Genomic DNA, 26731 nt, shown 5'->3' with positions numbered 1-26731 from the left:
GAGGCTCTCCTGCCCATGCCCATCAGGCCGCCCGGGCGGGACGCTCATGACGGAACCTGAGTGCGGCCAGCGCGACCGCGATGGGCAGGACACTGACGGTCAGCATGGTGAGTCGCACGGCGTCGGAGAAGTCCGCTCCGAGGTCGAGGCCGCCCACTTGCTGTAGCAGGTTCGGGTCGTATCCGACGCCACCCGGGCTCCGCGCCACTGCGCTACGCGCGGCGTCGACGGCCTCTTGTCCCTGTGTCACCGTCAGGCCCCGTTGTTCGCTGTCGGCGAGCCATTCACGCTCGAAGAACACATTCAGGAGGAGCAGGTACACGGTGGGCCCGAACGCGTAGCCCGTCATCCCGAAGGCCGTCTGCACCGAGGCCACTGTTCCGGACTGCCCACTCGGCGCATGCGAGAGCACCGTCTCCGACACGGATGTGGAACTCACCATCGACCCGAGGTTGTACAGCCATACGGACATCACGAGCAGCCAGAGCGCCATGATCGGGCTGACCGTGCCGGCCATCAGCAGCCCGGCGGCCGCCATGGTCGCGAGACCGGCGACCATCACCGGTCTCGGCGAGAACTTCTCCATCAGACTCCCGGACATGATCAGGGCGCCGGCGATCAGCAGCGAGCCGGGAAGGAACAACAGTCCGACCGTCTGCGGTGACAGCGCGAGCACCTTGCTGCCGTACTGCCCCAGGACGATGCTGAGCCCCGCGATCAGGAAGTTGAGTGTGAAGGCGGCGGCGAGCGCCACCGTGAACGTCCGGTTGCCGAACAGCGACAGGTCCAGCGCCGGTTCGGGGGTGCGCCGTTCGTGGCGGACGAAGAGCACCGCGCCGACGACGCTGACGAGTAGCGGCAGCCAGGCCTGGGGCCGGAGGACACCGTTCTGGGCGGCCGCGAGTCCGATGACGAGGGTCAGGAGTGCCACCCCGATCAGGACGATGCCGATCACGTCCAGCTTCGCACGCTCCTGACGTGGCGACTCCGGAACGAACTTCGCCGTCAGCAGCATCGAGACCACGGCAAGCAGTGGTGCGACCAGGAACACGAACCGCCAGCCGAGACCCGTCACGGCCCAGCCCGTCAGAGCGGGGAGCGCCCCGCAGAGAACCATCTCGATGGCGACGAAGATGCCGATGGCCTTCGGTCGCTGCTCTTCGGTCACCGATGTTTTGAGGAGGGCCAGCGATACCCCGAGCAGGGCCGCCATGCCCAGGCCCGCCGCGACGCGCATCGCCAGGAGAAAGCCATACCCGGGCGAAAGCATGGCGAGCACATCGGCGACGGCGACCACGGCCAGTCCGGACATCAGGAGTCGTCGGAGTCCGATCGAGTCGCCGAGATTCCCCGCGCCGAGGACGGACGCGGCCATGACCAGCGTCGACATTCCACCCAGCACTCCGACAGCAGCGGGCGGGACGTCGAGTTCCCGGCTCACCTGCGGCAGATTCAGGCTCAGCACCAGCGGATCGACGGCCGTGATCGTGAAGGCCAGGGACAGCGCGAAGATGATCGGCAGAATGCTCTTCCGGGTTGTCGACCGCTCCGCAGGCATCCGCTACGCCTCCCTGGCCCCTTCGCCCCGACGTTCATCGACCATAACGCCGACCTTCGTGGTCGGAGGCGAGATCGCGGGAGGGCGTGCTCACCGGAGGGTCAGTTCACGATGTCCGCGAGGGGGGTGCCGAGCGCGTTGAACACGGTCCGTAGTTTGAACTGCGTCTCGTCGAGTTCCGCCTGCGGGTCGGAGTGTTCGACGATGCCGCCGCCCGCCCAGGTGCGCAGACTCCGACCGTCGGCGGCGAGTTCGGCGCACCGGATGGCGACCATCCATTCGCCGTCGCCCGCGGCGTCGCACCACCCGACCGCGCCTGCGTAGAAGCCACGATCTCCCTCTACGTCTCGAATGATCTGTGCGGCAACGTCACTGGGGGTGCCGCACACTGCGGGGGTGGGTCCGAGGAGTAGTGCGAGGTCGAGTGCGGTGGTCGCCGGGTCGCGCAGCGTCGCGCGGATCGGGGTGGCCAGATGCCACATCTCGCCGGTCGACTCGAGCTGTGGGGTCGACGGCGCGTCGACGTCGTCGCAGAGATGTCCCAGGCGCTCGCGCAGATGATCGACGACGAAGGCGTGCTCGGCGAGGTCCTTTGTCGAGGCGGCCAGTTCGGCGGCGGTCGCACGGTCGACGACCGGGTCGGCGGATCGTGGTGCCGAACCCGCGTAGGGATGACAGGTCACCGTCGATCCCGACTTGCGCAGCAGTGCTTCGGGACTCGCGCCGAGCAACCACGAGCCCGAACCCGTCGCGGCGCCGAGGTCGACCGCGAAGGCGTTGTGGTCGGCGTTGCCGCCGGCGAGTGCGTCGAGGAATTCCGCCGGGCGGATCTGTTCGTCGAGCACCAGGTCGACGCTGCGTGCGAGCACGACCTTCCCGACGTCGCCGGCGACGATGCGCTTGACCGCATGTGCGATGCGCTCGCGGTGCTCATCCCGGGCCGGGTGGCTCACGGTCGACACCGCTCGCCGTGACAGCGGCCCGGTCCCGGGCAGCGGTGCTTCGCCGGTCCGGAGCCGGACGGGGGCGACCAGCGCCGCGGGGTCGCGGAGGTCGAAGGGGATCGCCCCGGTCAACGCCCCGACCTCGCCCGCCCGCAGTGCGGCGGATGCCTCGTCGACGTCGGTGAACGACCGGACCACCCCTTCGCCCCGCACGGTGCCGTGCGGGCGCGACAACACGAAGACCTCACTCGATGCCACGACAGCCAGGGTACAGGTAAGCCTGTCCTAACTAGGAATCACGGTGAATCTAAATTGACACCCTTCGCCGGGATCCGCGAACCTTGTCGCAGGTCATGAGTGCCAGTGACAAGCCCCGGCTCGCTGGTCGGCAACCCTCCTCCACGGTGGGGTGCTCCGGGTGACGACCTGGCTGCGGTCGAACCCGAACGCGGCAAGTGTGGATTCTCGAGGAGTTCTTGTCATGACCGCTGTGCTTTCGGCACCCGTCACAACCGTCCGCCCGACCCGTGCCGTGGTGTCCGCCGCCATCGCCGACCGGGCACCCTTCATCCCCGCGCTGGCGCCGGTCGTCGGCGCGGATGCGCAGGTTCCCGTCGCCGCCGGACACCGCGTCGGCTACGCCAATCTCGACTACGCGGCGAGTGCCCCGGCGCTGGCGTCGGTCGCCGCGCAGGTCGCCGGGGCCCTCGGCGAGTACGCGAGCGTGCACCGCGGCGCCGGCCACCTCTCGCAGGTCACCACCCGCCGGTACGAAGCCGCCCGAGATACCGTGCGCGGCTTCGTCCGCGGCCGCGTCGACGACTCCGTCGTCTTCACCCGCAACACCACCGACGCGATCAACCTCGCCGCCCGCATCACGCCCGGCGACGTCGTGGTCCTCGACATCGAGCACCACGCCAACCTGTTGCCGTGGTGTGCGCCGAAGGACGGTCGCAACCGGGCTCGCGTGGTCACCGCCCGCGCCACGATCGAGGACACCCTCGTCGCGATCGAGGCGGAGCTCGCGTCCGAGCCGGCGTCGCTGCTCGCGGTGACCGCCGCGTCGAACGTCACCGGTGAGGTCCTCCCGATCAGCAGGCTGGCCTCGATCGCCCATCGCCACGGCGCACGCATCCTGGTCGACGCGGCGCAGCTCGTCGCACATCGCCCCATCTCGATCGTCAGCCACGGTATCGACTATCTGGCGTTCTCCGGTCACAAGGCCTACGCCCCGTTCGGCGCCGGCGTCCTGATCGGACGCTCCGACTGGTTCGACGCCGCCGACCCGTACCTCGCCGGCGGTGGAGCGACCGCCGACGTCGACCTGCGCGGTGACGAGAACTCGGCCGGGACCACCTGGCACACCGGGGCCGCCCGCCACGAGGCCGGCTCGCCGAACGTGCTCGGCGCCGTGTCGATCGCCGAGGCGTGCGCCGCACTCGCCGAGTTGGGTCCGGAGGCCATCGGCCTCCACGAGCTCGAGCTCGGTGAGCGGCTCGACGCCGGTCTCGCTCGCATCGACGGTGTCCGGCCGCTGCAGATCTTCACCGACTCGACCGACCGCGTCGGCATCGCCGGCTTCACGATCGACGGCTTCGCGCCGCGGGCCGTCGCCGAATATCTGAGCAGCGAGCACGGAATCGGTGTGCGGGACGGCAAGTTCTGCGCCCACCCGTTGCTCAAGCGGCTCGGTCATCCCGAGGGTGCCGTCCGCGCCAGCTTCGGTGCGGGCACCACCTCCGACGACGTCGACCGCCTGCTCAACGCACTCGGCGCACTCAGCGCTGGAACGACCACCGCCCGACCAGAACTCGACGAGGGGTACCCCGCATGACCGTCCACATCGACACTCCGCGCACCGCCGTCACCATCGGCCGTCCCGGCTTCCAGGTCGCGATCGCGGGAGATGCTGTCGCACAGACCTTCCCGATCGTCGTGCGTCGCGAGACCCTGCGGGACGCCCAACGGGCGCGCGCGCTGCTGCGGGCCGGCACCCACGACCAGGCGAACTTCGTCGTGGCCCTCGAGATCGAGGTCGCGATCGCGCCGCACGCGGCATCGGCACGCGCCGCCGTCGAGCAGGCCGGAGTCGCCGCCGACAGCTCGGAGACCATCCGCTACATCGGCACGACCCACGGCCTGATCACGCTGCTGCGTGACATCTACGCGGCCGAGGTCGCCGACGCGGTGATCCTGGTCCCGATCGACGGTTCGGCCACCGACAGCCGAATCCGCGAGCAGGTGCTCCCGGTCTTCGCCGAGGCGCGTCACCGGGTCGCCTAATCCATCAAGGCTTGCTGCGCTCTCGTGTCGTGGGGCATGTCGAGCATCTGACTGGCGAACCTCATCTCGACTGACAGACGTCGATCGACGTCTGTCAGTCGAGATGACAACGACCCGTGGTCGGGCTTGCCGCAAACGCCGACCGCCGACGACAGCGTGTGTCGTCGGCGGTCGTGAATGACTGCTCGGGTGGCGTCAGCCGCGCGAGGGCTCGTTGGCCTCGTCGGGGTGAGCGGCGAGACGGTCGATGGCCTCCTGGGCGACCTTCTCGGCAGCCTCCCGGCCGACCCAACCACCGGGCTGGACCTCCTTGCCGGGCTCGAGGTCCTTGTAGTGCTCGAAGAAGTGGCTGATCGGGCCCAGCTCGTACTCCGACACGTCGGAGATGTCCTTGATGTGGTCCCAGCGCACGTCGCCGGCGGGCACGCACAGCAGCTTGTCGTCGCCGCCGGCCTCGTCGGTCATCGTGTACATGCCGACGATGCGGGCGCGCACGATGATGCCGGGGAAGACCGACTCGGGCAGCAGGACCATCGCGTCGAGCGGGTCGCCGTCCTCACCGAGGGTGCCGTCGATGTAGCCGTAGTCGGCGGGGTAGCCCATCGAGGTGTACAGGTAGCGGTCGAGGTAGACCTTGCCCGTCTCGTGGTCGACCTCGTACTTGTTACGGCCACCTTTGGGGATCTCGATGGTCACATCGAATTCCACTGTTCCTCCTGGCAGTTGCGAATCGGGGGGTGTGATCGCCGGACGGCCAGATGGCCGCGCGTCGCAACAACGATACTGTTAGTCCGACGACCTCGGACTTCGTACCCCAGAAGTTCGCGGGTATATCAGGTGCCAGGTCGCATTACCCGACATAACGGTCAGAGCTGTGCGAGAGATCCGGAGGCTTCGTGGGCGCAACCACCAGACCCGCAGGTCGTGATGGCAGGCCACGCAGTCGCAAACTCCTCTGGTGGACGATCGTCGCCGTCGTGGTCCTCGCGCTGGTATCGACCGCTGCGGTGGTCGTGGCACTCCGTCTGGACAGGGAGGCCGAGCTGCCGCCGGGGATCCCGCCGCAGCCCGCCGCGATCTCCCTCGACCCGCAGATCGACCCCGTCGCCGCCACCGCTCCGGCCCCGACGCCGGCCGGTGTGTCCCGGGCGATCGCCCCCGCTCTGCGGAATCCGGCGCTCGGCGTCCTGAGCGGCATGATCTCGGACTCGCTGACCGGCGAGGTGCTGTGGTCGCGCAACCCCACCCGTCCGCGCATCCCGGCGTCGAACGACAAGGTTCTCTCGGCCGCGGCCTTCCTCGAGGCCATGCCGCACGACGCGCGCCTGACCACGACGGTCGTCGCCGGGTCGAACGGACAGGTGATCCTCAAGGGCGCCGGCGATCCGACCCTGACGGCGCAGCCCGCCGGTGCCGACACCTTCTACAGCGAACCCGCCCGGATCGCCGACCTCGCCGAGCAGATCAAACAAGCCGGCATCCCGGTCACCTCGGTGGCGGTGGACCTGAGCGCCTTCTCCGGCCCGACGATGGACCGGACCTGGGACCGTCGGGACATCCAGGGCGGCGACATCGCGCCGATCGAGTCGCTGATGGTCGACGGCGCCCGCCTCGAACCGCTCGACGAGTACTCGCCGCGGTCCGCGACGCCCGGGATCATGGCCGGTGAGGCACTGGCCGCGGCGCTCGGCGTCGACGCGCCGGTCGCCGAGGCGTCCGCACCCGCCGGCGACCGCGTCGTGGCGAAGGTCGAGTCCGCACCGCTGGTGACCCGGGTCAACGACATGCTCCGCTACAGCGACAACGTGCTCGCCGAGACGCTGTCGGTCGAACTGGCGGTGCATCGCGGCGGACCCGCGACCCTCGCCGCCGGTGTCGACGCGGTCGAGGAGGTCCTGTCGACCACCTTCCCCGATCAGTGGACGGGCACCACGCTGGCCGACGCCTCGGGCATCTCCTACGCCAACCGCACGACGCCCGCGCTGCTCGACGCGGTGATGACCGCGGCGAGCGGACCCTCGCATCCCAAGCTGCGACCGATGCTCGACGGTCTGCCGATCGCCGCCGGTACGGGCACCCTCGCCGACCGGTTCCCGGTCGCCACCACACCCGGTGCCGGATGGGTGCGAGCGAAGACAGGAACACTCACCGGCGTCAGTTCGTTGACGGGCATAGTCCAAACGATCGATGGCCGCGTGCTGTCGTTCGCCCTCATGTCCGGCGGCACCTCGCCGGCGGACGCGAGACCCGCCCTGGACTTCGTGGTGGGTCAACTCAGAGAGTGCGGGTGCCGATGAGCATGGCAGGAACCGACAGCAAGGCAGCGGTCGAGCCGGTGGGTGAGGACACCCGTCTGAGCATCGGGTCGCAGATCGACTGGCCGCTCGCCGCGTCGACGGCGAAACGGCTCGTCCGACCCGGCCCCAAGACCACGGCCTACACCTACGAAGCCGCGCAGGCCGAGCTCGCCGACGCCGCGACGCGTGCGGAGGCTCCGGTCCGCGAGGTCACCGGTCTCGCCGACGGACTCCGCATCCCGACGACCCGAATCCTCGACCGCTCGGGCTGGATCGACGCGGCCTCCGTCTCGATGCGATCGATGCTGGGGTCCGACGCCGGAGTCGGATCGTCAGGCCTCGCCGCCAAGTTCGGCGGTGTACAGGCCGGGGGGCTGCTGGCCTTCCTCTCCACGGCCATCCTCGGCCAGTACGACCCGTTGACGCCGGACCCGGAGACCGGTGAACCCGGCGTGCTGATGGTCGTGACACCCAACATCATCAACGTCGAACGCCAGCTCAAGGTGGTGCCTTCGGACTTCCGCCTGTGGGTGTGCTTACACGAGGTGACGCACCGTGTGCAGTTCTCGGCCAACCCGTGGCTGCGCGACTACATGCAGGACAACGTCGCCGTGCTCACCTCCGAGACCGGTGAGTCGACCACCGAGATCGTCACGCGGATGACCAAGGCGCTCAAGGGCTCCGAACCCCGCGAGAAGGGCATCATCGGCGCGATGCAGCTGCTGCAGAGCCCCGAGCAGTTCGACGCCTTCCAGCGGATGATGGTTCTCGGCACCCTGCTCGAGGGTCACGCCGACCACGTGATGGACGCCGTCGGCCCGGCCCACGTCCCGTCCGTCGCCCGTATCCGCACGGCCTTCGACAAGCGCCGCAAGGCGCCGCAGAACCCGGTGCAGCGCATCATCCGCGCTCTCATCGGTATGGACGCCAAGATCGCGCAATACGTCCGCGGCAAGGCCTTCGTCGACGAGGTGGTCGAGACCGTCGGCATGGAGCGGTTCAACACGGTGTGGACCTCGCCCGAGACGATGCCGCTGCCGGACGAGATCGACACGCCGCAGGCATGGATTCGACGCGTGCTGTGACGCGGGTGGTCGCGGATTTCTCGACCACCGTTCTCGACGACCCGCACGCCGCCGTCTGTGTCGGGCTCTCCGGCGGTGCGGACTCGCTCGCCCTCACGGCGACGGCCGTCCGCGCGGGACTCGACGTCACCGCGCTGGTCGTCGACCACGGTCTGCAGGAGGGTTCGGGCCACGTCGCGGCCCGAGCCGCCGAGACGGCACGCGAACTCGGTGCCGCCGCCCGCGTGCTCGAGGTCAGGGTCGGGACCCGCGGGGGACTCGAGGCCGCGGCCCGCGATGCGCGATATGCGGCGCTCGACGTGGCCCGGGACGGTCGTCCGGTCCTCCTCGCGCACACCGCCGACGATCAGGCCGAGACCGTACTGCTCGGCCTCGCACGAGGTTCCGGGGCACGATCGATCGCCGGTATGCGGGCGTGGAAGGGCCCCTGGGGGCGGCCGTTGTTGCGTGTCCGCCGGATGCAGACGCTGGCGGTGTGTACCGAACTCGGGCTGGCGGTGCACCATGACCCGCACAACCGCGACCCGCGGTTCACCCGCGTGCGACTGCGTGCCGAGGTGATCCCGCTGCTCGACGACGTGGTCCGCGGAGGCGTCGTGGATGCGCTGGGCCGCACCGCAGACGCGCTGCAGGACGACAACGACGCCCTCGATGCCTGGGCGGAGACGGTGTGGGGAAGTGTCCGAACCGTCGACGGACTCGACGTCGCACCGCTGCTGGACGTGCCGAGGGCGGTGCGGACCAGGGTGATCCGTCGCTGGTTGCTCGGAGTGGGGGCGACCGAGCCGACGCAACGGGTGATCGCCGCGGTCGATCGGCTCGTCGTGGAATCCGGAACGGGGCGCGCCCAGGTGGCGATCGGCGGCGACCCGGGCGTGCGCACGGTCGTGGAACGTGGTGGTCAAATGCTGACGGTCCGCCTCACCGAGAGGTGAGACGGACCGCCAGGAGAGAACTGCGACCTACCGCTTGGGCGGCGTGAACGGCGAGTTGATCGTGTTGAAGTAGTGGATTCCGGCTCCGATCAGCGTGCCGCCTCCTCCGATCACGAGACCGACGAGGCCGCCGACGGCAGCTGCGGGGGCGACGCCGACGAGACAACCGACGACCGGCGCGGCGATTCCGAAGACGAGGCAAGCGAGCCCTCCGCCGACGATTGCACCGACGATCGTGCCGACCAGCGACGAGATCGACGTGCCCGCACTCAGTTGCTGCTGGAAGCGGACCAATGCCTGATCGTCGCGCTCCTGACGGGTCTGAGGCGCTGCAACCTGGTGTCGTGCAAAACCACGCACTCTTTCGACGTCCGCCGGATTGACCTGCACGGACCGCGCGTTGTTACGCGACGGAATGAGCGTCACCTTGTTACCGGCCTGACGTGCGTCGATCGGGAACTGACGGTCCTCCAAGCGATATGCAAGAGGCATACGGAACAGCTCCGCGCCGTTGCGACCGCGAATGGTCAGCGAACCGTTATCGGTGCTCGCGGACGCATTGTGCAGCGTGAGGGTCAGCGACGACTGATTCCAGGTTGCGTCGTAGGTCGCCGGCCCGACCTGCTTGGGGGCGGCCTGCGCGGTCCCGGCGAAGGCCGTGATCACAACAGTGGCAAGCGATATGGCAACGGCGACCAATGTGCGCGTGGACTTGCGCGACAAGGCCCCGTCCTGTCGTTCAGTTGACATGAAGGAATTCTTTCCATGAAGGGGAGTTCCCCGAGGAAGGGAATGGGGGAACTGTGATCGATCATATTCACAGGTCGAATTGCCCCTGCTACCCACGGTGCTGGCGGGTTCATCAACGTTCACAAACCCGGCAAAACAATTGTGAAAAAAAGTTTCGCTAGGGGCTGATGTTAAAGTTCGTTATCTGACTGTTATACAAGCAAACAACTCGGCGGTCAAAATTGGTCCGAACGGTCTACTCGCTACTCGCGAGTAATTTCCGGCGGCGGTCCCACCCGTCGGCCATGTGACCCGCGAAACATGACAAGCTGTAAAGGTGCAGTCCGCTGACCCCTACGCCGCTGACATCGACGCTGTTCTGATCACCGAGGAGCAGATCAAGCAGCGCACCGTCGAACTAGCCCACTCCGTCGCCTCTCGGTACACCGCCATCGAGGACGACCTGGTCCTGATCGGGGTACTCAAGGGAGCGGTCATGTTCATGACCGATTTCGCGCGCGCCCTGCCGATCCCGTCGCAGCTGGAGTTCATGGCGGTGTCGAGCTACGGCTCGTCGACCTCATCGTCCGGCGTCGTGCGGATCCTCAAGGACCTCGACCGCGACATCGAGGGCCGCGACGTCCTGATCGTCGAGGACATCATCGACTCGGGTCTCACCCTGTCGTGGCTGATGAAGAACCTCGCCACGCGTTCGCCCCGCAGTCTCGAGGTGTGCACGCTGCTCCGTAAGCCCGAGGCCGTCCGGTCGCCGGTTCGTGTCGCCGACGTCGGCTTCGACATCCCGAACGAGTTCGTCGTCGGGTACGGACTCGACTACGCCGAGCGTTACCGGGACCTGCCCTACATCGGGCGCCTCAAGCCCGCGGTCTACAGCAGCTGATCCGTGAGACCCGAACCCGCCACGACCTGCGCGCCGTCGCGGTGATCCTGCGACGGGAACGGTTTCACCAGCATGATCGTTGACCGGTAGCCTCAATGTGTACGTCGATGGGAAGGACATGGGAACGAAGTGGGCGCCGGGACTCGATCCCGCTCGCCGGTCGAACCCCCACCAACTGGCATGAACCGTAAGACAGTCTTCCGCAACCTCGCCATCCTGGCGCTCGTCCTGCTCGCCCTGTGGGGCTGGAGCGTGATGAGCGACTCCGACCGCGAGTACCGGGGCGTCGACACCTCCGTCGCGCTGGAGCAGCTGAACAAGAAGAACACCAAGTTCATCAGCATCGACGACCGCGAGCAGCAGCTGCGCATCGAGCTCAACTCGCCGATCAAGGTCGACGACGCCGACGCGGACAAGATCAGCACCAAGTACCCCGCGCAGGCCGGCGAACAGATCTTCGACGCGGTCCAGGAGACCGGCACGAAGTACACGACGAACGTCAACGAGCAGTCGGTGCTCTGGCAGATCCTCATCTTCGTCCTGCCGATGATCCTGCTGTTCGGTCTGTTCTTCTTCGTGATGAGCCGCATGCAGGGCGGTGGCCGCGGTGGCGTCATGGGCTTCGGCAAGTCGAAGGCCAAGCAGCTCAGCAAGGACATGCCGAAGACGACCTTCGCCGATGTCGCCGGCGCCGACGAGGCCGTCGAGGAGCTCTACGAGATCAAGGACTTCCTCCAGAACCCGGCCCGCTACCAGGCGCTGGGCGCGAAGATCCCGCGCGGCGTGCTGCTGTTCGGCCCGCCTGGTACGGGCAAGACCCTCCTGGCGCGTGCGGTCGCCGGCGAGGCCGGGGTCCCGTTCTTCACCATCTCCGGCTCCGACTTCGTCGAGATGTTCGTCGGTGTCGGCGCGTCCCGGGTGCGAGACCTGTTCGAGCAGGCCAAGAACAACAGTCCGTGCATCATCTTCGTCGACGAGATCGACGCCGTCGGCCGGCAGCGCGGTGCCGGCCTCGGCGGTGGGCACGACGAGCGCGAGCAGACTCTGAACCAGTTGCTCGTCGAGATGGACGGCTTCGGTGACCGGTCGGGCGTCATCCTGATCGCGGCGACCAACCGTCCCGACATCCTCGACCCGGCGCTGCTGCGCCCCGGTCGCTTCGACCGTCAGATCCCGGTCGGCAACCCCGACATGGCCGGGCGCCGCGCGATCCTCAAGGTGCACGCCAAGGGCAAGCCGATCGACTCGGACGCCGACCTCGACGGTCTGGCCAAGCGCACGCCGGGCATGTCCGGTGCCGATCTGGCGAACGTCGTCAACGAGGCCGCCCTGCTCACCGCGCGAGAGAACAAACAGACCATCACCGCCGAGGCGCTCGAAGAAGCCGTCGACCGGGTCATCGGCGGACCGCGGCGCAAAGGCCGGATCATCAGCGAGCACGAACGCAAGGTCGTGGCGTACCACGAGGGCGGGCACACCCTGGCCGCGTGGGCGATGCCAGACCTGGACCCGATCTACAAGGTCACGATCCTCGCGCGCGGTCGCACCGGCGGTCACGCCCTCGCCGTGCCCGAGCAGGACAAGGACCTGATGACGCGGTCGGAGATGATCGCGCGTCTGGTGATGGCCATGGGTGGCCGCGCCGCCGAGGAACTCGTCTTCCACGAGCCGACGACCGGCGCGTCGTCGGACATCGACCAGGCCACCAAGATCGCCCGCGCGATGGTCACCGAATACGGCATGAGCGCGAAGCTGGGTGCCGTGCGGTACGGCCAGGACCAGGGTGATCCGTTCCTGGGCCGCTCGATGGGTGCTCAGTCGGCCTACTCGGCGGAGATCGCCAGTGAGATCGACGACGAGGTCCGTCGTCTCATCGAGGCGGCGCACACCGAGGCGTGGGCCATCCTCACCGAGTACCGGGACACCCTCGACGTGCTCGCGACCGAGCTCCTCGAGAAGGAGACGCTGACCCGCAAGGACCTGGAGAAGATATTCTCCGACGTCGTCAAGCGCCCGCGGATCACCGCGTTCAACGATTTCGGCGAGCGGACCCCGAGCGACAAGCCGCCGGTGAAGACGCCGGGCGAGCTCGCCATCGAGCGCGGTGAGCCGTGGCCCCCGCCGGAAGCGGCGAAGATCCCCGAGCCCGTCGGTGCGGGCTACCCGGGTGGCTCGCAGGTTCCGGGTCAGGTCCCGAACTACCCGCCGGTCTACCCGGAGCCGGGTGCCCAGGGCGGACCGGTCCCGCCTGCATCGGGGAGCCCGAACCCCCAGTACCCGAATCCCCAGTACCCGGATCCTCAGTACCCCGACCCCCAGTACCCGGGTGCGCAGAATCCTGCTCCCCGGTATCCGAATCCCCAGTACCCGAACCCGGGTCAGTCGGCTCCGCCGCCCGGTGGTCCGTACACCGGCGGCACCCGCCCGGATTACGGTGCGCCGCGCGATTGGTCGGCACCGGGATGGCCGCCGGAGCAGCCCTCGACAGATCGTCCCGCCTCCAACGGGACCAACGGCTGGGGCCGGCACGGCGACAACGGGAATGCCCGGCCGGACAGTGCCGGTGAGGGTGATGACGGGCGAAGCTCGTAAGGTTTGACGCATGACGATCAGCGAGGGGCGCGACACCGTGGTGAACGGACACCGGTCGGAGTTCGATCAGGCACGCGCCGAAGCCGCGGTTCGCGAGCTGTTGCTGGCGGTCGGCGAGGACCCCGACCGTGAAGGTCTGCTCCGGACGCCCACCCGTGTGGCCAACGCCTACCGTGAGATGTTCGCCGGGCTGTACACCGACCCCGACGAGGTTCTCGCCACCACCTTCGACGAGGACCACGACGAGCTGGTGCTGGTGAAGGACATCCCGATGTACTCGACCTGCGAGCACCATCTGGTGTCCTTCCACGGTGTCGCGCACGTCGGTTACATCCCCGGCGAGTCGGGCCGCGTGACCGGCCTCTCGAAGCTGGCCCGGCTGGTCGACCTGTACGCCAAGCGCCCGCAGGTCCAGGAGCGCCTGACCACCCAGATCGCCGACGCCATCATGCGGAAACTGGAACCCCGCGGCGTCATCGTGGTCATCGAGGCCGAACACCTGTGCATGGCGATGCGCGGCATCCGGAAGCCGGGGGCGACCACCACGACCTCGGCGGTCCGCGGAATCTTCAAGACCAGTGCGGTATCCCGCGGCGAAGCCCTCGACCTGATCACCCGGTGACCCCGGCCGATCTCCCGATGACTCCCTCGATCGCGGTCCCGACCGGTGGTGGGAACCACCGGACTCTGGTGATGGGCGTCCTGAACGTCACCGCCGACTCCTTCTCCGACGGCGGCCGCTACCTCGACACCGACGCGGCGATCGCGCACGGACTCCAGTTGATCGAGCAGGGCGCCGACCTCATCGACGTCGGTGGTGAGTCGACGCGTCCGGGCGCCATCCGCGTCGACCCCGACCTCGAGGCCGAGCGCGTCGCCCCGGTCATCGCAGCACTCGCCGCGCAGGACGTCGTCGTCTCGGTCGACACCATGCGCGCCGACGTCGCAGCCGCCGCGATCGAGGCGGGTGCATCGATCGTCAACGATGTGTCCGGTGGTCGCGCCGACGCCGACATGGCGCGCGTGGTCGCCGACGCCGGACTGCCGTGGATCCTGATGCACTGGCGGCCGGCGGGTGAGAGCACGGACCGTCGGTTCACCCACCGCATCGGTGATGTCGGCGGCTACCGCGACGTGGTCGCCGAGGTCAGCGGCGAGTTGCTGGCGCAGGTCGACGCCGCGGTCTCCGCCGGTGTCGACCCGGACCAGCTCATCCTCGATCCTGGACTCGGCTTCGCCAAGACCGCCGAACACAACTGGGCACTACTGCACGCGCTGCCGACCTTCATCGGACTGGGCTTCCCCGTCCTCGTGGGCGCCTCCCGCAAGCGGTTCCTCGGCACCCTCCTCGGTCGCGACGGCGTCGACCGTCCACCAGTCGGCCGCGACATCGCGACCGCGTCGATCTCGGCGCTCACCGCCGCGGCCGGCGCATGGGGCGTCCGCGTCCACGATGTGGCGAGCACCTACGACGCCGTGACCGTTGCCGAGGCCTGGCGTGCGGGCGGCTCACGCACCACATTCGGAGCAGGAGGGTCACATGGCTGACCGGATCGAACTACGCGGTCTGAAGGTCCGGGGGAATCACGGGGTCTTCGACCACGAGCGCGAGGACGGCCAGGACTTCTTCATCGACGTCGTCCTGTGGCTCGACCTGAGTGCTGCGGCCGACACCGACGATCTCGCCGAAACCGTCGACTACGGCGCACTGGCCCAGCAGGTCGCGGCGATCGTCGGGGGCGAGCCGCGCAATCTGATCGAGACGGTCGGCGCGGAGGTCGCGGAGACGATCATGGCCGACGAACGCATCTCCGCCTGCGAGGTCACCGTGCACAAGCCGTCGGCGCCGATCCCGCTGACCTTCGACGACGTCGCGGTGGTGACCCGCCGCTCCAGGAAGGGCATGTGATGAGTCGCGCGGTTCTCTCGGCCGGTTCGAATGTCGGGGACTCCCTGGGCCATCTGCGGTCGGTCGTCGAGGGTTTCGCCGACGAACTCGTCGCGGTCTCCGCGGTGTATGCGACACCGCCCTGGGGTGGGATCGAACAGGACACCTTCCTCAACATCACCCTGATCGTCGACGGTCCGTCGAGTGCACGGCAATGGCTGGACCGGGGCAACGGGTTGGAGCAGGCCGCCGACCGCACCCGTGAAGTGCGTTGGGGGCCGCGAACTCTTGATGTCGACGTCATCTCGGTGACGGAGTCCGGCCGGGTCGTCGTCGACGATGACCCGGTGCTGACGCTTCCGCACCCGCGGGCGGCGCAGCGCGCGTTCGTCCTCATCCCATGGCTGGAGATCGAACCGGAGGCCACGTTGTGGACGCCGGAAGGGGAGCGGCCCGTGCGTGACCTGGTCGATGCCCTCGACGCCGCCGAGCGGGACGCGGTGCGTGCCGTCGAGCGCATCGGCCCGGCCGGGGGTGGGGCGTCATGACGCTTCCCGACCCACGCCGTCCGGGGCAGGACGACGAGGAGGCCGGTCTCGGTCCCACCCGACTCCGCGACCTCGTCGTCATCGCCGCGGTCACTGCGATCGCCGCGTGGATTCTGGTGCGCTACAACTACAACGACTTCCCGCCGCTGCCGCTCCTGGCCGGGATCGTGCTCTATGTGCTGGCTGCCCTCGAGGTCGTCATCGCCTTCGTCGTGCGGTCGAGGGTCGAGTCCCGAGAGGTGGGCCGCGCTCGCGGACAACTGCATCCGCTGACCGCGGCGCGAGTGCTGGCCCTTGCCAAGGCATCTGCCTTTCTCGGGGCGATCGCCGTCGGCGTGTGGACCGGACTGCTGGTGTTCCTCCTCGGACAGCAGCACGTGACGGCCGCCGATCAGGACCGGCCCGGCGCGATCGTCGGTCTGATCGGCGGCGTTGTGCTGGTGTGCGCGGCGATGTGGCTCGAGTACTGCTGCCGGGCGCCCGAGGACCCACCCGCCGTCGGCGAATCCTGATATCCGCTCGCCGGCGAACCGCCGCAGGATTCTCGGGACGGGGGAGCGGAACCGATTCGGCGGACCTCGGCGAATATGGGCTACATAACACGTCGCCGATCTGAGAAACTCCGAACCCGGTTCGCGTGTGAATGTACTGACAGCGGGTAAGTTCACGATCATGACGACCTCGAACGGCCGTTCTGCCGACTCGCGACGCTCAAGTCGGTCGGCGGCGCAATGGCTGCTCGGTCTGTTGATCGTGCTCGCCCTCGCGGCCAGCGTACTGATGGTCTTCACCGACCGCCTGTCGATCCTGGGTTCGCTGGCGGTCATCGCTGCCCTGTGGGCGGCGGTCATCGGCGCGATCCTCGTGACCAAGTTCCGGCGGCAGGCCGAGAGCGCCGAGGCCAAGAGCCGAGACCTCCGACTGGTCTACGAACTGCAACTCGAGCGGGAGATCGCCGCGCGGCGTCAGTACGAGCTCGATGTCGAGACGACCATCCGCAAGGAGATCACCGCCGAGTCCAACGAGGAACTCTCCGAGCTCAAAGCCCAGGTGCTCGCACTGCGTTCGAGTCTGGAAATGCTTCTCGGAGAACCGCTCCCGGATCAGCGGGCCGCGTTGTCGAGCGAGAAGATGCGCGAGCTCGCCTCCGGTCTGTCCGGAGCCCACGCGGGTTCCTTCGGCGGGGAGTTCGGCGGCGTCCCGCCCTATCGCTCGACCTACGACGACGACGGCCTGCGCGCCGCACGCGACTTCGCGGCCACCGCGCCTACCGCGGACGACGGTCGCCACACCGGGCCCGTCGACCCGAACGAGATGACCGAGGTCATCCCCGTCATCACCGACGAACCGATCTCCGGCCGCATCGCCACCGAGGTCCCGGTCGAGGAGGTCGACCAGCACTCCGCCGGTTCGAAGCCGTTCGCCCCGGGTGCCGATGAGTCCTCGACCGCCGGCACCGATGCTGCCGAGGACGTGTCGGACGCGGAGGTCGTCGACGACGATCCGCGCGTCGCCGACGACTCGGCCGCCTACGTCGACGAGACGCCGACCGATGAGTGGGAGACCGCTGCGAACGCCGAAGCTCCGGCCGAGTCCGCCGAGACCGGCCCTGCACCGGAAGAGGAAGCGTCGGCGACCTCCGACGTCGAGGCCCCCGCGTTCCTCGGTGCCGCCGGTCGGCACGAAGGAAGTGCCGGACGACCCGCCTCGACGTACGGTGGTGGCCGCCGCCGACGCGCAGCCGACGACGACTCCGAGTCGGCGCATTCGGCGGGCCTGCCGGTCTCTGAACTGCTCAACCAGTTGCGTCAGCAGTCCGACACCACCGGTGGTGGCCGCCGGCGACGCGAGGGATGACATCCGCGCCGCCATAGTCGCCAAAACACCGGCCCGCCTTTTTCTTACCGGCGAGTCAATTCTTTTCGGGATTCACCGGAACCCGACCCGAATACGCCGGCAATCGTCGCGCGAACATCGCCCCGGGCGCCGTCGGACAATGCCGGCCGACCGTTTCCGCCCGTCGCTGAGCCGGTCGTCGGCAGACGCTTCGGCGAATTCGTATCAAATCCGTCATCTTGTCGGATCACTTCTGTGACGTAGGTGTTCATTCGTGCCGTAGAAGTTGGACGATCGCCCTAGACTGCCCCCATGAGCGGAGCTCTGGCAGGTGGTGAGCCCGATCTGGTCGACCGAGCCGGCGCCCCTTACGTGCCGCTCCGCCACACCGACCGCGGGACCGCGATCAAACGGTCGCTGGTGAGTGTGTCGCTGTTCCTGCCGCTGCTCGCGTGGTGGCCGATGGTGTTGTGGCTGTTCACCTTCGATCCGCTCAACGAGACCCCGTTCCCGGAGTACTACGCCGACTACGTCGCCAACGGGCCGGCGACGAGCCTGATCCTGATCTGGACGCTCACGGCGCTGATGCCCGTCTACATGGTCCTGGTACTCGCGTTCTGGTCACGCAGTGTGGTCCGCGCGGCCATCGCGGTCCCGGTCGGGGCGATCGGGGCGTTGGGTTTCTGGGGCGGTCAGGTCCCGGTGCTGGTCCGCTCGGGTGAGTACGGGATTCTCAATTGGTGTTCCGAGCACATGCCGGCGTGGGTCGTGTTGCTGATCGTCGCGTGGTCGATAGCGCGCCGGAGACAATTCTGGTGGGTTCTCGCCACTCCGGTGATCGCTTTGCTCGCGATCAATGCCTACGAGGGGTGGGCGGCGAATCCGGTGGACACGATCGTGAACGGCACCGGCGATCTCCTGGGGGTGCCTGCGGCCGAGGTCCTCGATCCCTTCTCGCCGCGCTTCCGGTCGCCGTTCGACGACTCCGTCGACATCATCGCCGGTGTGGTGACGCTGTGGATCGTCGACGCGGTGATCGGTGCGCTGGCGCGACAGGGCCGACCTGAGCCGACGACGTACACGAACGACCAGCTCTGAGCCTCGCCGTTCGCGGAAAGCGTCGTACGGGTGAACCCAGGAGTAGTCGGGTCACGACCGCCCGGGCGTCAGAACTGCAGGGCGATCGCCCGGCCGATGGTGAACCCGAGCAACCCGAGGCTGAGGAGCATTCCCAGGACGCACAGGATCCGGGCCAGTCGTGCCGCCGAGGAGGCGCGGCCGCGTCCGGCAAGGTACCAGCCGGCGACACCGACGGGCAGGCCGAAGCCTCCGACGACGCTGAGCGGCACCGCCGCGATCCCGCAGGCCAGCGATGCCGTGGTGTAGCGCGCCGGGTCGGTTTCGGGCGGTGGAGGCTCGATCACGTGCAGGTCCCCGGAGGCCCGGATCATCGTCGACTCGAGGGCGGGACCGGGGACCGTCTGTCCGGGGAGTTCCGAGTACGCCGTCGCCGCGGGGAACCCGTGACCGTGTGAGGACGCCGGGGGAACGTGGCCGGTGTCGGCGGGCCGCGGTCTCGCCGGTACCGGCGCGGCGCCCACGCCGGCGGCCTCGGTCGGCGGCAACACCCCGCGGACACGCATCGTCGTGGCCTGGGTTGGGATCGGACTGCTCGCTCCCATCCGGGCTCGGGGCGCCGCGGCACCGGGACGCGGGGCGGGAAAGAAGCCGGTGGTGTCGACCGCGTACCGGAACTCGGCGGCGAACGCGCCTGCCGAGGGCGGCCGGTCCGCGGGGTTCTTGGCCAGCCCGTGGCGCACCGCCTCCGACACCGCCGGCGGGAGGCCGCGGCGCAGGGACGACACGTCCGGCGGGGGTGTCGTGAGGTGATGATGGATCATCATCATCGGTGTTCGGGCGGTGAACGGAACTGTGCCCGTGAGCAGTTCGAAGGTCGAGCAGGCCAGCGAATAGACATCGCTGCGCGCGTCGAGGGTCTCCGCCGAGAGTTGTTCGGGTGACGAGTAGGGGAACGAACCGAGCACCAGGTTGGCCGACGTCAGCGATGTTCCCCCATCGGTCTGGCGGGCGATCCCGAAGTCCGCCAGGCGGATACGACGCTCATCAGCGCCACCGGTGTCGGATTCGGCTGCGCTGATGAGGATGTTGGCGGGTTTCACGTCGCGGTGCAGCAGCCCGTGGCGATGGGCATGGTCGAGGGCGGCGCCGATCGAATCGCACACCGCCGCGACGTCATCGAGCGGAAGTCCTCCGGGTGACGCCTTGACGAGGGCCGCCGCATCGGTGCCGGCCACGTACTGCATCGAGATCCACAGCCGGCCGTCGACCTCACCGCGGTCGTAGACGCTGACGATGCACGGATGGTCGAGTTGGGCGGCCAGGTCGGCTTCGCGAGTGAAGCGTGCCCGGAAGGTCGGATCGTTGGACACGTGCTCGGCGAGCACCTTGATGACGTCGAGGCGGGGGAGTCGAGGATGTTGCGCGAGGTAGACCGCGCCCATGCCGCCGGCGCCGATCTTGCGCACGATCGTGTAGCCGGCGAACTGGGTACCCGTTTCCAGGCTCATCTGCGGATCCCCTGAGGTCGGTCGATGGAGCGATGAACGCCTAGGACGGGCCTCAGCGTACGCCGGTTCGGCCCAGGTCACAGCTGGGTCTGTCGGCCGACGGACACCGACGGCCGTCAACTCGCCGTCGGCGGCGGACGAGAGCCCCGGGTGACACCTGTCACACAGTTGGCCCGGACCGCCGCGAGAGTCCTACCCTTGCTCTGCAACGTCTGGTACCCGTGCCGAGGCCGCCGTGGAGAGAACTTCATCCACGCGGAATCCGGCGAAGGCGGGACTGGAACGAACCATGGAGGACAGCGGTGACCTCACCGATCGGTGATCCCGGCGTGCCGTTCGCACGGCAGACCGGTGGCGACGACGCCCACGGCAGCACTGCCGAGGACGCTTTCGGTGACCGCCCGTATCCGGTCCGGTCCGATCCTTTTCCCGGTACCTCGAACCTGCCTGCACCCGCCCGCCTCACGGTCGGCATCGTCTCGGCCGGTCGTGTGGGAACCGCGCTCGGCGAGGCGCTCGAGAAGGCCGGCCACGTCGTCGGCGCGGTCGTCGCGCGGTCGCCGCAGTCGCGGGCCCGCGCCGCCCAGCGTCTCCCCGAGTCCGAGATCCTCGACCTCGAGGCCGTCGTCGCCCGTTCGGAGCTGCTGCTGCTGAGCGTGCCGGACGCCCGGCTGAGCGCGGTGATCGACGAGATCGCGGCATCGGGTGCGCTGCGTCCCGGCACGATCGTCGCCCATACCGCCGGCGCCCAGGGCGTGGACATCCTCGCGCCGGTGACCGCACGCGGCGCTCTCGGACTGGCGCTGCATCCCGCGATGACCTTCGTCGGCTCCGCTGAGGACACCGCGCGCCTGACCAATGCCTGCTTCGCGGTCACCGCCGCCGACCCCGTCGGCGAGGCCATCGCGTCGTCGCTCGTCCTGGAGATGGGCGGGGAACCGGTACGGATCGCCGAAGCCGACCGCATGCTCTACCACGCGGCACTCGCCCACGGCGCGAATCACCTGATCGCGCTGATCTCCGACGCTGTGGCCGCGCTGAACGTCGCGATCGACCACTCCGGACGCGACGCCGCGACCGTCGACGGAAGCGGCACGCGGCTCGCCGAACGCATTCTCACCCCACTCGTGACCGCGTCGTTGAACAACGTGCTCGAACTTGGCCCGTCGGCGCTCACCGGTCCGGTGGCCCGCGGCGACGCCGAGGCCGTCCGCCGTCACCTCGACGCACTGCGCGCCGTGCCCGGCGGGTCCGGCGACCACGGGATCGCCGAGGCGTACCGGACCCTCGCCCGCCGCGCCGCCGAGCGCACCGACGCCCCGGCCGCGCTCCTCGACTTCCTGGACGGGCGATGAGCACCGCCGAGCTCCGGACCACCGATCAGACACCGCCGATCAAAGGAGATGCCGTGAGTGTCCCGCCCGACGAGACGCCGACCTACAAGGCCGGTCAGATGACCGTGCACCGCGAACCGGCGACCCTCACCCGGGTGACCCGCGCGCTGCGCGCCGCGGGCAAGCGGGTGGTCCTGGTCCCGACGATGGGTGCCCTGCACGCCGGCCACCTGCAACTCGTGCGGGCGGCGAAGGCCAAGGGCAACACGGTTGTCGTCGTCTCGATCTTCGTCAACCCGCTGCAGTTCGGCGCCAACGAGGACCTCGACGCGTACCCGCGCACCCTCGACGCCGACCTCGCGCTGCTCGAGCCGCTCGGTGTCGAGCTCGTCTTCGCGCCCAATGCCGCGTCGATGTACCCCAACGGACAGCGGACGATGGTGCACCCCGGCGAGGCCGGTGGAATCCTCGACGGCATCTCGCGCCCGACCCATTTCGCCGGGATGCTGACGGTGGTTCTCAAGCTGCTCAACATCGTCGGACCCAACGCCGCCTTCTTCGGTGAGAAGGACTATCAGCAGCTCGTGCTGATCAAGCAGATGGTCACCGACCTCGATCTCGACGTCGAGATCGTCGGCGTCCCGACCGTCCGCGAATCCGACGGGTTGGCGATGTCGTCGCGTAACCGCTACCTGACGCCCGAGCAGCGCGAGCTGGCCACGACGCTGTCGGCCGCGCTGGTCGCCGGCGCCCATTCCGCCGAGGGTGGTCGGGACGCAATCGTCGCGGCGGCCCGGTCGGTGCTCGACACCGTCCCCGAGATCGATGTCGAGTACCTCGCTCTTCGCGGCCGTCAGCTGGAGGAGGCGCCGGAGAAGGGGGCCGCACGGCTGCTCGTCGCCGCGCGCCTCGGAACGGCGCGTCTCATCGACAACGTCGGCGTGAACGTCGGCGGGCTCGCCGCACTCGAAGAAGAAATCGCCTGGAACAACGCCGCCACCACCACGACAGAGGGACGATGACCATGCTGCGCACCATGATGACTTCGAAGATCCACCGCGCCACCGTGACCCAGGCGGACCTGCACTACGTCGGTTCGGTGACGATCGACCAGGATCTGCTCGACGCCGCGGGACTGCTCGAGGGCGAACAGGTCACGATCGTCGACATCGACAACGGCGCACGTTTGGTGACCTATGCGATCGCCGGTGAGCGCGGCAGCGGTGTCATCGGGATCAACGGTGCCGCAGCGCATCTCGTGCACCCCGGCGACCTCGTCATCATCATCGCCTACGGCATGCTGAACGAGGCCGAGCTGAAGGAGTACGCGCCGAACGTCGTCTTCGTCGACGACCGCAACCGGATCCTCGAAGCCGGCGATGACCCGGCCCACGCACCCGAGGGCTCGGGCCTGCTCGACCCGCGGCAGCTCGACGGCCCGGTCTTCGCCGACGCGACGGTCTGACGCCGGCGAACGACACGGAGCCCATCGATGCTGCTCACCGTCGACGTCGGCAACACCAACATCCACCTCGGCGCGTATGCCGGGACCGGGGATCACGCACGTTTGGTGCGTGATTGGCGCATCCACACCGACCCGCACTACACCGCCGACGAACTCGCCTGGGTCTTCCGCGGCATGCTCGGCTCCGACATCGAGCAGGTCACCGGCGTCAGTGCACTGTCGACGGTGCCGTCGTTGCTGCGCGAGCTGCGGGTCATGCTGCCCCGCTACTTCGGCGACGGCCCGCACATCCTGCTCGAACCCGGTGTGCGAACCGGTGTTCCGTTGCTGGTGGACAACCCCAAGGAGGTCGGCACCGACCGCGTCTCCAACTGCCTTGCCGCACATCACGAATACGGCGGGCCCTGCATCGTCGTGGCCTTCGGTACCGCGACCGTCGTCGACGCCGTGTCGGCAAAGGGGGAATTCCTCGGCGGCGCCATCGCCCCCGGCGTGAACCTGGCGGTCGAGGCGCTCTCCGAGCACACCGTGACCGTGCGCAAGGTCGAGTTGATGCCGCCGCGCAGCGTGCTCGGCAAGAACACGGTCGAAGCCCTGCAGTCGGGCATCCTGTACGGCTTCGCCGGCCAGGTCGACGCCCTCGTCGACCGCGTCTGCGACACCGTGCCCGGCTTCGACGGCGACGACGTCACCGTGGTCGCCACCGGATACCTCGCCCCGCTCATGTACGACGAATGCCGGTCCCTCACCGACCACCACCCGCACCTGACCCTCGAAGGACTGCGCCTCGTCCACGAGCGCTCGAAGGCGAATCCGCGTCGCGGCAAGTAATCCCACCATCGGCTGCCTGGAACGCTACGTCGCCCGCGAAGTCTTCGAAGACCTCACCGCCGACCCCGTAGTGCCCCTTCGGTGTACGCCACGATCTGTTCGGCCAGTTCGGCGGCCTCGAGTCCGGTGCCGGTCAGCTGGTGGATCTGCGCATCGATGGCAGGGAACACGAGGCGCAGATCGGCCACCGCGTCGTCCGGGGTCCATCCGTCGGCGACGAGGTGATCGCTCAGCCGCGCGATGAGGCGGGTCGCCAAGCCGGCATACAGCTCGCCGACGACCCCGGGGCTCGCCAGTTCGCGGAGCCGGCCATGTGCCCGACCGTGAGTCGAATTCTCGGCGACTGCGACGGCGACCACCTCGCTCAGCACGGTCGGCCAGGTGGCCGGTCGGACCGGATGTGCGTCGAGCACGGCCACCATCTTCGCCTCCGCTGCGACGAGATGACGCGCCGCCAGCTCGTCGAAGATTGCCTGTTTGTCGCCGAAGTACTGATAGATCGAACCGACCGAAACCCCGGCGGTCTCGGCGATCCGGTTGGTGGTCAGAGCATCGCCCTCGGTGTCCAGAAGCTGAGTCGTCGCCTCCAGGATCACCTCGACGGTGAACGAAGAGCGTTGTTGCCGTGGTTTTTTGCGCATGTTCGAGATTCTGGGTGAATGCGAGTTGTGCCGGTCTCCGCCAGCGCCCGACGATTGATGGGTGACTTCCGAATCGTACATACGCTTCCTGCCCGAACCCTGGCGTTCCACCGCCGCGGGCGTCGAGGCCACGTCGTCGTGGTGGAGGTGGCCGGCGAGCGAGACGCGCCCGGCGGGACCCGTCGACGTCCACATCCGGCGTGCGTCGCGACCGGCGGCGCCGCTACGGGTGCTCCTACTGCACGGGGGCGGCGGACATGGCGAACTCGTCTGGCCGCTGGGGGCCGTGCTGGCCGGTGAGGGGTACGACGTTCTGGCACCCGATCTGCCGCAGTACGGGCGAACGCGGGTTCCCGAACCCGGCCGGGTCCGCTATCAGGACTGGGTCGATCTGATCGGTGACCTGATCGCCCGCGAGTCGGAGCGCGACCCGCGGCCGATCGTCGTGTTCGGTGCGAGTCTGGGCGGGATGCTCGGATACGAGGTGGCCGCGCGCGGTTCCTCCGTCGCTGCGGTCGTGGCCACCTGCTTGCTCGATCTTGCCGGCGATCCGGCGGCGCGTCGGGCGGCCGCTCGGACCCCGATACTGGCCCGCCTGCTCCCGCTGATGTCGACCGCGGCGCGGGTCGGGCAGCTTGCCCGCCTGCGGTTCCCGATCCGCTGGGTCGCGCCGATGTCGAGGATCAGTCTGAACCCGGAGCTCGCGCAGGCCTGCATCGACGATCCGCGTGGGGCGGGTTCGGTTGTCTCTCTGGGTTTCCTGGCGGACCTGATGACCCACGAGGTTCCCGTGCCGGAGGACTATCGGGGGCCACGGGTGGTGCTGGTTCATCCGGCGGCCGACACCTGGACACCGCCGGAGATCAGCATCCGGTTCGCACAACGGATCGCAGCGCGAACCGACATCCACCTGCTCACCGGCTGCGGTCACTTCCCGGTCGAGCAACCGGGCGTCGACGAGCTGGCCGGGCGTCTGCGGACACTCGGCGCCGAGTTGATCGAGGCCGGGATTGCGGAGTCGGGGTCAGCCGAACACAGGCAGTAGTCGCCGAGCAGGATTGCGGACGGCGTTCGGCGATCTAGCCTCTTCTCCATGCGGAGGAGAACGTCGTGAAGGTCGCCGTGGTCGGCGCGGGCATCGCCGGTCTGTGTACGGCGGCCGGGCTGTCGTCGTCGGGCGCGGAGGTGATCGTGATCGAGCGTGCGCCCGAGGTTCGTGGGGGAGGGTCGGGGCTCAGCCTGTTCGGCAACGGGCTGCAGGCGCTGGAGTCGCTGGGGCTGCGATCGGTGGTCCCCGAGGCGCCCGGGGTTTCGCCCACCCTGAACGGAACCCGTCGTCCCGACGGCCGATGGCTCACCCGCTTCGACCCGTCGGCGATGGAGGACCTCCGCGTCGTGCGGCGCGGCGACCTCCACGAGGCGCTCCTCGGCAGGCTCGGATCGGGCGTCGAGATCCGGACCGGAACCGGCGTGCGCGAGGTGTGCGGCAGGACCGTCCGGTTCGACGACGACACCACGATCGACGGTTGCGACCTGATCGTCGGAGCTGACGGTCTGCGGAGTCGGGTGCGTCCCGCGGTCACCTCCGACCCGGGCGTGGCCTACCGCGGCTACGTCGCGTGGCGCGCCATCACGGCGCGGCCCGTCGCCCCCGACGCGGCGGGCGAGACGATGGGGCGCGGACAACGGTTCGGCATCGCGCCGCTACCAGACGGACACGTCTACTGGTTCGCCGCGGTCAACTACGACGCGGGTGTCGAAACGGGCGGCTTCGACCAAGTGCGACAACGCTTTTCGTCGTGGCATGCGCCCATCGGGGAGATCCTCGACGCGACCGATCCGGTGGACGTCGGGGTGCTGCCCATCGAAGAGCTCGCGCGGCCGCTGTCCTCCTTCGTGCGGGGCCGATGCGTGCTCGTCGGCGACGCCGCCCACGCGATGACGCCGAATCTCGGGCAGGGTGCCAACCAGGCGATGGAGGACGCGGCGACCCTCACCGCACTACTGGGCCGAGCAGGGGCAGACGTCGACGACGCTCTGCGAACCTACGACCGTCTCCGTCGGCGGCGTACCCAACGCATCGCGCGTCAGGCGTCCGCCGTCGGGAAGGTCGGGCAGTGGAGGTCGGCGCCCGCGGTCCGGTTGCGTGATCTGGCGATGCGGGCCGCCCCGGACGCGGTGCTCAACGCTCGGTTGCGACGCATTCAGGATTGGCAACCGCCCGTGCGGTGATCGTCACCGGAGTCTGGTCCGGCGCGCTGACCTGTGGCATACTC

The 26731-nt window shown here is 68.8% G+C and carries 26 protein-coding genes and 1 riboswitch; of the genes, 20 read left to right on the top strand and 6 right to left on the bottom strand.

Annotated features, from left to right (window positions below):
- Positions 1 to 22 precede the first annotated feature (22 nt).
- Entirely contained in the window at positions 23 to 1558 is a 1536-nt protein-coding gene (locus tag PWF70_RS20080) for an MFS transporter (protein WP_035754577.1), read from the bottom strand.
- Between the two features lie 101 nt (positions 1559 to 1659).
- The gene (locus PWF70_RS20075) at positions 1660 to 2739 is read right to left on the bottom strand and encodes an isochorismate synthase (protein ID WP_035754670.1); all 1080 of its coding nucleotides are present in this window, start codon (positions 2737 to 2739) and stop codon (positions 1660 to 1662) included.
- Positions 2740 to 2851: 112 nt separating this feature from the next.
- Positions 2852 to 2966: riboswitch (SAM riboswitch) on the top strand.
- Positions 2967 to 2983: 17 nt separating this feature from the next.
- Between PWF70_RS20075 and PWF70_RS20070 the strand changes: the two genes are divergently transcribed.
- Together PWF70_RS20070 and PWF70_RS20065 are read left to right on the top strand one after the other, a co-directional pair.
- Positions 2984 to 4336 carry an aminotransferase class V-fold PLP-dependent enzyme gene (locus tag PWF70_RS20070; protein WP_042378019.1) on the top strand — a complete coding sequence of 451 codons (1353 nt, stop codon included), beginning with the start codon at positions 2984 to 2986 and terminating at the stop codon, positions 4334 to 4336.
- Positions 4333 to 4785: a hypothetical protein gene (locus PWF70_RS20065; protein WP_042378020.1), complete on the top strand. Its 453-nt coding sequence runs from the start codon at positions 4333 to 4335 to the stop codon at positions 4783 to 4785. The genes PWF70_RS20070 and PWF70_RS20065 overlap by 4 nt, the downstream gene beginning before the upstream one ends.
- A gap of 195 nt (positions 4786 to 4980) precedes the next feature.
- Here the strand turns inward: PWF70_RS20065 and PWF70_RS20060 are convergent, their stop codons facing one another.
- Entirely contained in the window at positions 4981 to 5493 is a 513-nt protein-coding gene (locus tag PWF70_RS20060; protein ID WP_006357037.1) for an inorganic diphosphatase, read from the bottom strand.
- Between the two features lie 188 nt (positions 5494 to 5681).
- Between PWF70_RS20060 and dacB the strand changes: the two genes are divergently transcribed.
- The 3 genes from dacB to tilS are packed head-to-tail and all read left to right on the top strand — an operon-like array spanning position 5682 to position 9102.
- Complete coding sequence (gene dacB / locus PWF70_RS20055; protein WP_483154548.1) at positions 5682 to 7082, top strand: D-alanyl-D-alanine carboxypeptidase/D-alanyl-D-alanine endopeptidase; 1401 nt, start codon at positions 5682 to 5684, stop codon at positions 7080 to 7082.
- A complete protein-coding gene (locus PWF70_RS20050; protein ID WP_286352759.1) occupies positions 7079 to 8167 on the top strand; it encodes an Rv3626c family coenzyme F420 biosynthesis-associated protein in 1089 nt (362 codons plus the stop codon). The genes dacB and PWF70_RS20050 overlap by 4 nt, the downstream gene beginning before the upstream one ends.
- Positions 8146 to 9102 (top strand): tRNA lysidine(34) synthetase TilS, encoded by a 957-nt coding sequence (tilS, locus tag PWF70_RS20045; protein ID WP_042378022.1) that lies wholly within the window; start codon positions 8146 to 8148, stop codon positions 9100 to 9102. Before PWF70_RS20050 ends, tilS begins: the two co-directional genes overlap by 22 nt.
- Before the next feature lie 27 nt (positions 9103 to 9129).
- On the opposite strand, the gene PWF70_RS20040 is transcribed toward tilS, so the two are convergent.
- Positions 9130 to 9852: a DUF8020 domain-containing protein gene (locus PWF70_RS20040; RefSeq protein WP_196222014.1), complete on the bottom strand. Its 723-nt coding sequence runs from the start codon at positions 9850 to 9852 to the stop codon at positions 9130 to 9132.
- 316 nt (positions 9853 to 10168) lie between these two features.
- Between PWF70_RS20040 and hpt the strand changes: the two genes are divergently transcribed.
- The 9 genes from hpt (at position 10169) to PWF70_RS19995 (ending at position 18694) form a co-directional block, all read left to right on the top strand.
- Positions 10169 to 10732, top strand: coding sequence for a hypoxanthine phosphoribosyltransferase (gene hpt, locus PWF70_RS20035; RefSeq protein WP_042378024.1), 564 nt, complete (start codon positions 10169 to 10171; stop codon positions 10730 to 10732).
- A 180-nt stretch (positions 10733 to 10912) separates the two neighbouring features.
- The gene (ftsH, locus tag PWF70_RS20030) at positions 10913 to 13324 is read left to right on the top strand and encodes an ATP-dependent zinc metalloprotease FtsH (RefSeq protein ID WP_286352758.1); all 2412 of its coding nucleotides are present in this window, start codon (positions 10913 to 10915) and stop codon (positions 13322 to 13324) included.
- 10 nt (positions 13325 to 13334) lie between these two features.
- Entirely contained in the window at positions 13335 to 13946 is a 612-nt protein-coding gene (gene folE / locus PWF70_RS20025) for a GTP cyclohydrolase I FolE (RefSeq protein WP_005197834.1), read from the top strand.
- A 17-nt stretch (positions 13947 to 13963) separates the two neighbouring features.
- Positions 13964 to 14872: a dihydropteroate synthase gene (gene folP / locus PWF70_RS20020; RefSeq protein WP_465396164.1), complete on the top strand. Its 909-nt coding sequence runs from the start codon at positions 13964 to 13966 to the stop codon at positions 14870 to 14872.
- Entirely contained in the window at positions 14865 to 15233 is a 369-nt protein-coding gene (folB, locus tag PWF70_RS20015) for a dihydroneopterin aldolase (RefSeq protein ID WP_119033146.1), read from the top strand. The genes folP and folB overlap by 8 nt, the downstream gene beginning before the upstream one ends.
- Complete coding sequence (gene folK, locus PWF70_RS20010; protein WP_286352757.1) at positions 15233 to 15760, top strand: 2-amino-4-hydroxy-6-hydroxymethyldihydropteridine diphosphokinase; 528 nt, start codon at positions 15233 to 15235, stop codon at positions 15758 to 15760. Before folB ends, folK begins: the two co-directional genes overlap by 1 nt.
- Positions 15757 to 16272 (top strand): DUF3180 domain-containing protein, encoded by a 516-nt coding sequence (locus PWF70_RS20005; protein ID WP_286352756.1) that lies wholly within the window; start codon positions 15757 to 15759, stop codon positions 16270 to 16272. The genes folK and PWF70_RS20005 overlap by 4 nt, the downstream gene beginning before the upstream one ends.
- Before the next feature lie 160 nt (positions 16273 to 16432).
- On the top strand, positions 16433 to 17617 hold the full coding sequence (locus tag PWF70_RS20000) for a DUF6779 domain-containing protein (RefSeq protein WP_286352755.1): 1185 nt from the start codon (positions 16433 to 16435) through the stop codon (positions 17615 to 17617).
- Positions 17618 to 17908: 291 nt separating this feature from the next.
- Positions 17909 to 18694: a hypothetical protein gene (locus PWF70_RS19995; protein ID WP_286352754.1), complete on the top strand. Its 786-nt coding sequence runs from the start codon at positions 17909 to 17911 to the stop codon at positions 18692 to 18694.
- Positions 18695 to 18762: 68 nt separating this feature from the next.
- On the opposite strand, the gene PWF70_RS19990 is transcribed toward PWF70_RS19995, so the two are convergent.
- A complete protein-coding gene (locus PWF70_RS19990; protein ID WP_286352753.1) occupies positions 18763 to 20184 on the bottom strand; it encodes a serine/threonine-protein kinase in 1422 nt (473 codons plus the stop codon).
- 302 nt (positions 20185 to 20486) lie between these two features.
- On the opposite strand from PWF70_RS19990, the gene PWF70_RS19985 reads away from it, so the two are divergent.
- From PWF70_RS19985 to PWF70_RS19970, 4 genes are read left to right on the top strand one after another with little or no spacing between them, the layout of a single operon-like run.
- Positions 20487 to 21539, top strand: a complete 1053-nt coding sequence (locus PWF70_RS19985) for a Rossmann-like and DUF2520 domain-containing protein (RefSeq protein WP_286352752.1) — start codon at positions 20487 to 20489, stop codon at positions 21537 to 21539.
- Positions 21536 to 22540 (top strand): pantoate--beta-alanine ligase, encoded by a 1005-nt coding sequence (gene panC / locus PWF70_RS19980; protein WP_174718303.1) that lies wholly within the window; start codon positions 21536 to 21538, stop codon positions 22538 to 22540. The genes PWF70_RS19985 and panC overlap by 4 nt, the downstream gene beginning before the upstream one ends.
- A 2-nt stretch (positions 22541 to 22542) precedes the next feature.
- Complete coding sequence (gene panD / locus PWF70_RS19975; protein WP_286352988.1) at positions 22543 to 22983, top strand: aspartate 1-decarboxylase; 441 nt, start codon at positions 22543 to 22545, stop codon at positions 22981 to 22983.
- 27 nt (positions 22984 to 23010) lie between these two features.
- Positions 23011 to 23814, top strand: a complete 804-nt coding sequence (locus PWF70_RS19970) for a type III pantothenate kinase (RefSeq protein ID WP_286352751.1) — start codon at positions 23011 to 23013, stop codon at positions 23812 to 23814.
- A 53-nt stretch (positions 23815 to 23867) separates the two neighbouring features.
- On the opposite strand, the gene PWF70_RS19965 is transcribed toward PWF70_RS19970, so the two are convergent.
- Positions 23868 to 24455, bottom strand: a complete 588-nt coding sequence (locus PWF70_RS19965; protein ID WP_286352750.1) for a TetR/AcrR family transcriptional regulator — start codon at positions 24453 to 24455, stop codon at positions 23868 to 23870.
- Between the two features lie 61 nt (positions 24456 to 24516).
- Here PWF70_RS19965 and PWF70_RS19960 point away from each other — a divergent pair, with 61 nt between their 5' ends.
- Together PWF70_RS19960 and PWF70_RS19955 are read left to right on the top strand one after the other, a co-directional pair.
- Complete coding sequence (locus PWF70_RS19960) at positions 24517 to 25500, top strand: alpha/beta hydrolase (RefSeq protein ID WP_182372973.1); 984 nt, start codon at positions 24517 to 24519, stop codon at positions 25498 to 25500.
- 65 nt (positions 25501 to 25565) lie between these two features.
- Entirely contained in the window at positions 25566 to 26687 is a 1122-nt protein-coding gene (locus tag PWF70_RS19955) for an FAD-dependent oxidoreductase (RefSeq protein WP_286352749.1), read from the top strand.
- The last annotated feature ends 44 nt before the right edge of the window (positions 26688 to 26731 follow it).

Source organism: Gordonia sp. Swx-4 (assembly GCF_030316175.1).
Taxonomy (GTDB): Bacteria; Actinomycetota; Actinomycetes; order Mycobacteriales; family Mycobacteriaceae; genus Gordonia; species Gordonia alkanivorans.
Note: the sequence above shows the minus strand (reverse complement) of the source record. Positions and strands in the feature narration are given on the sequence as shown.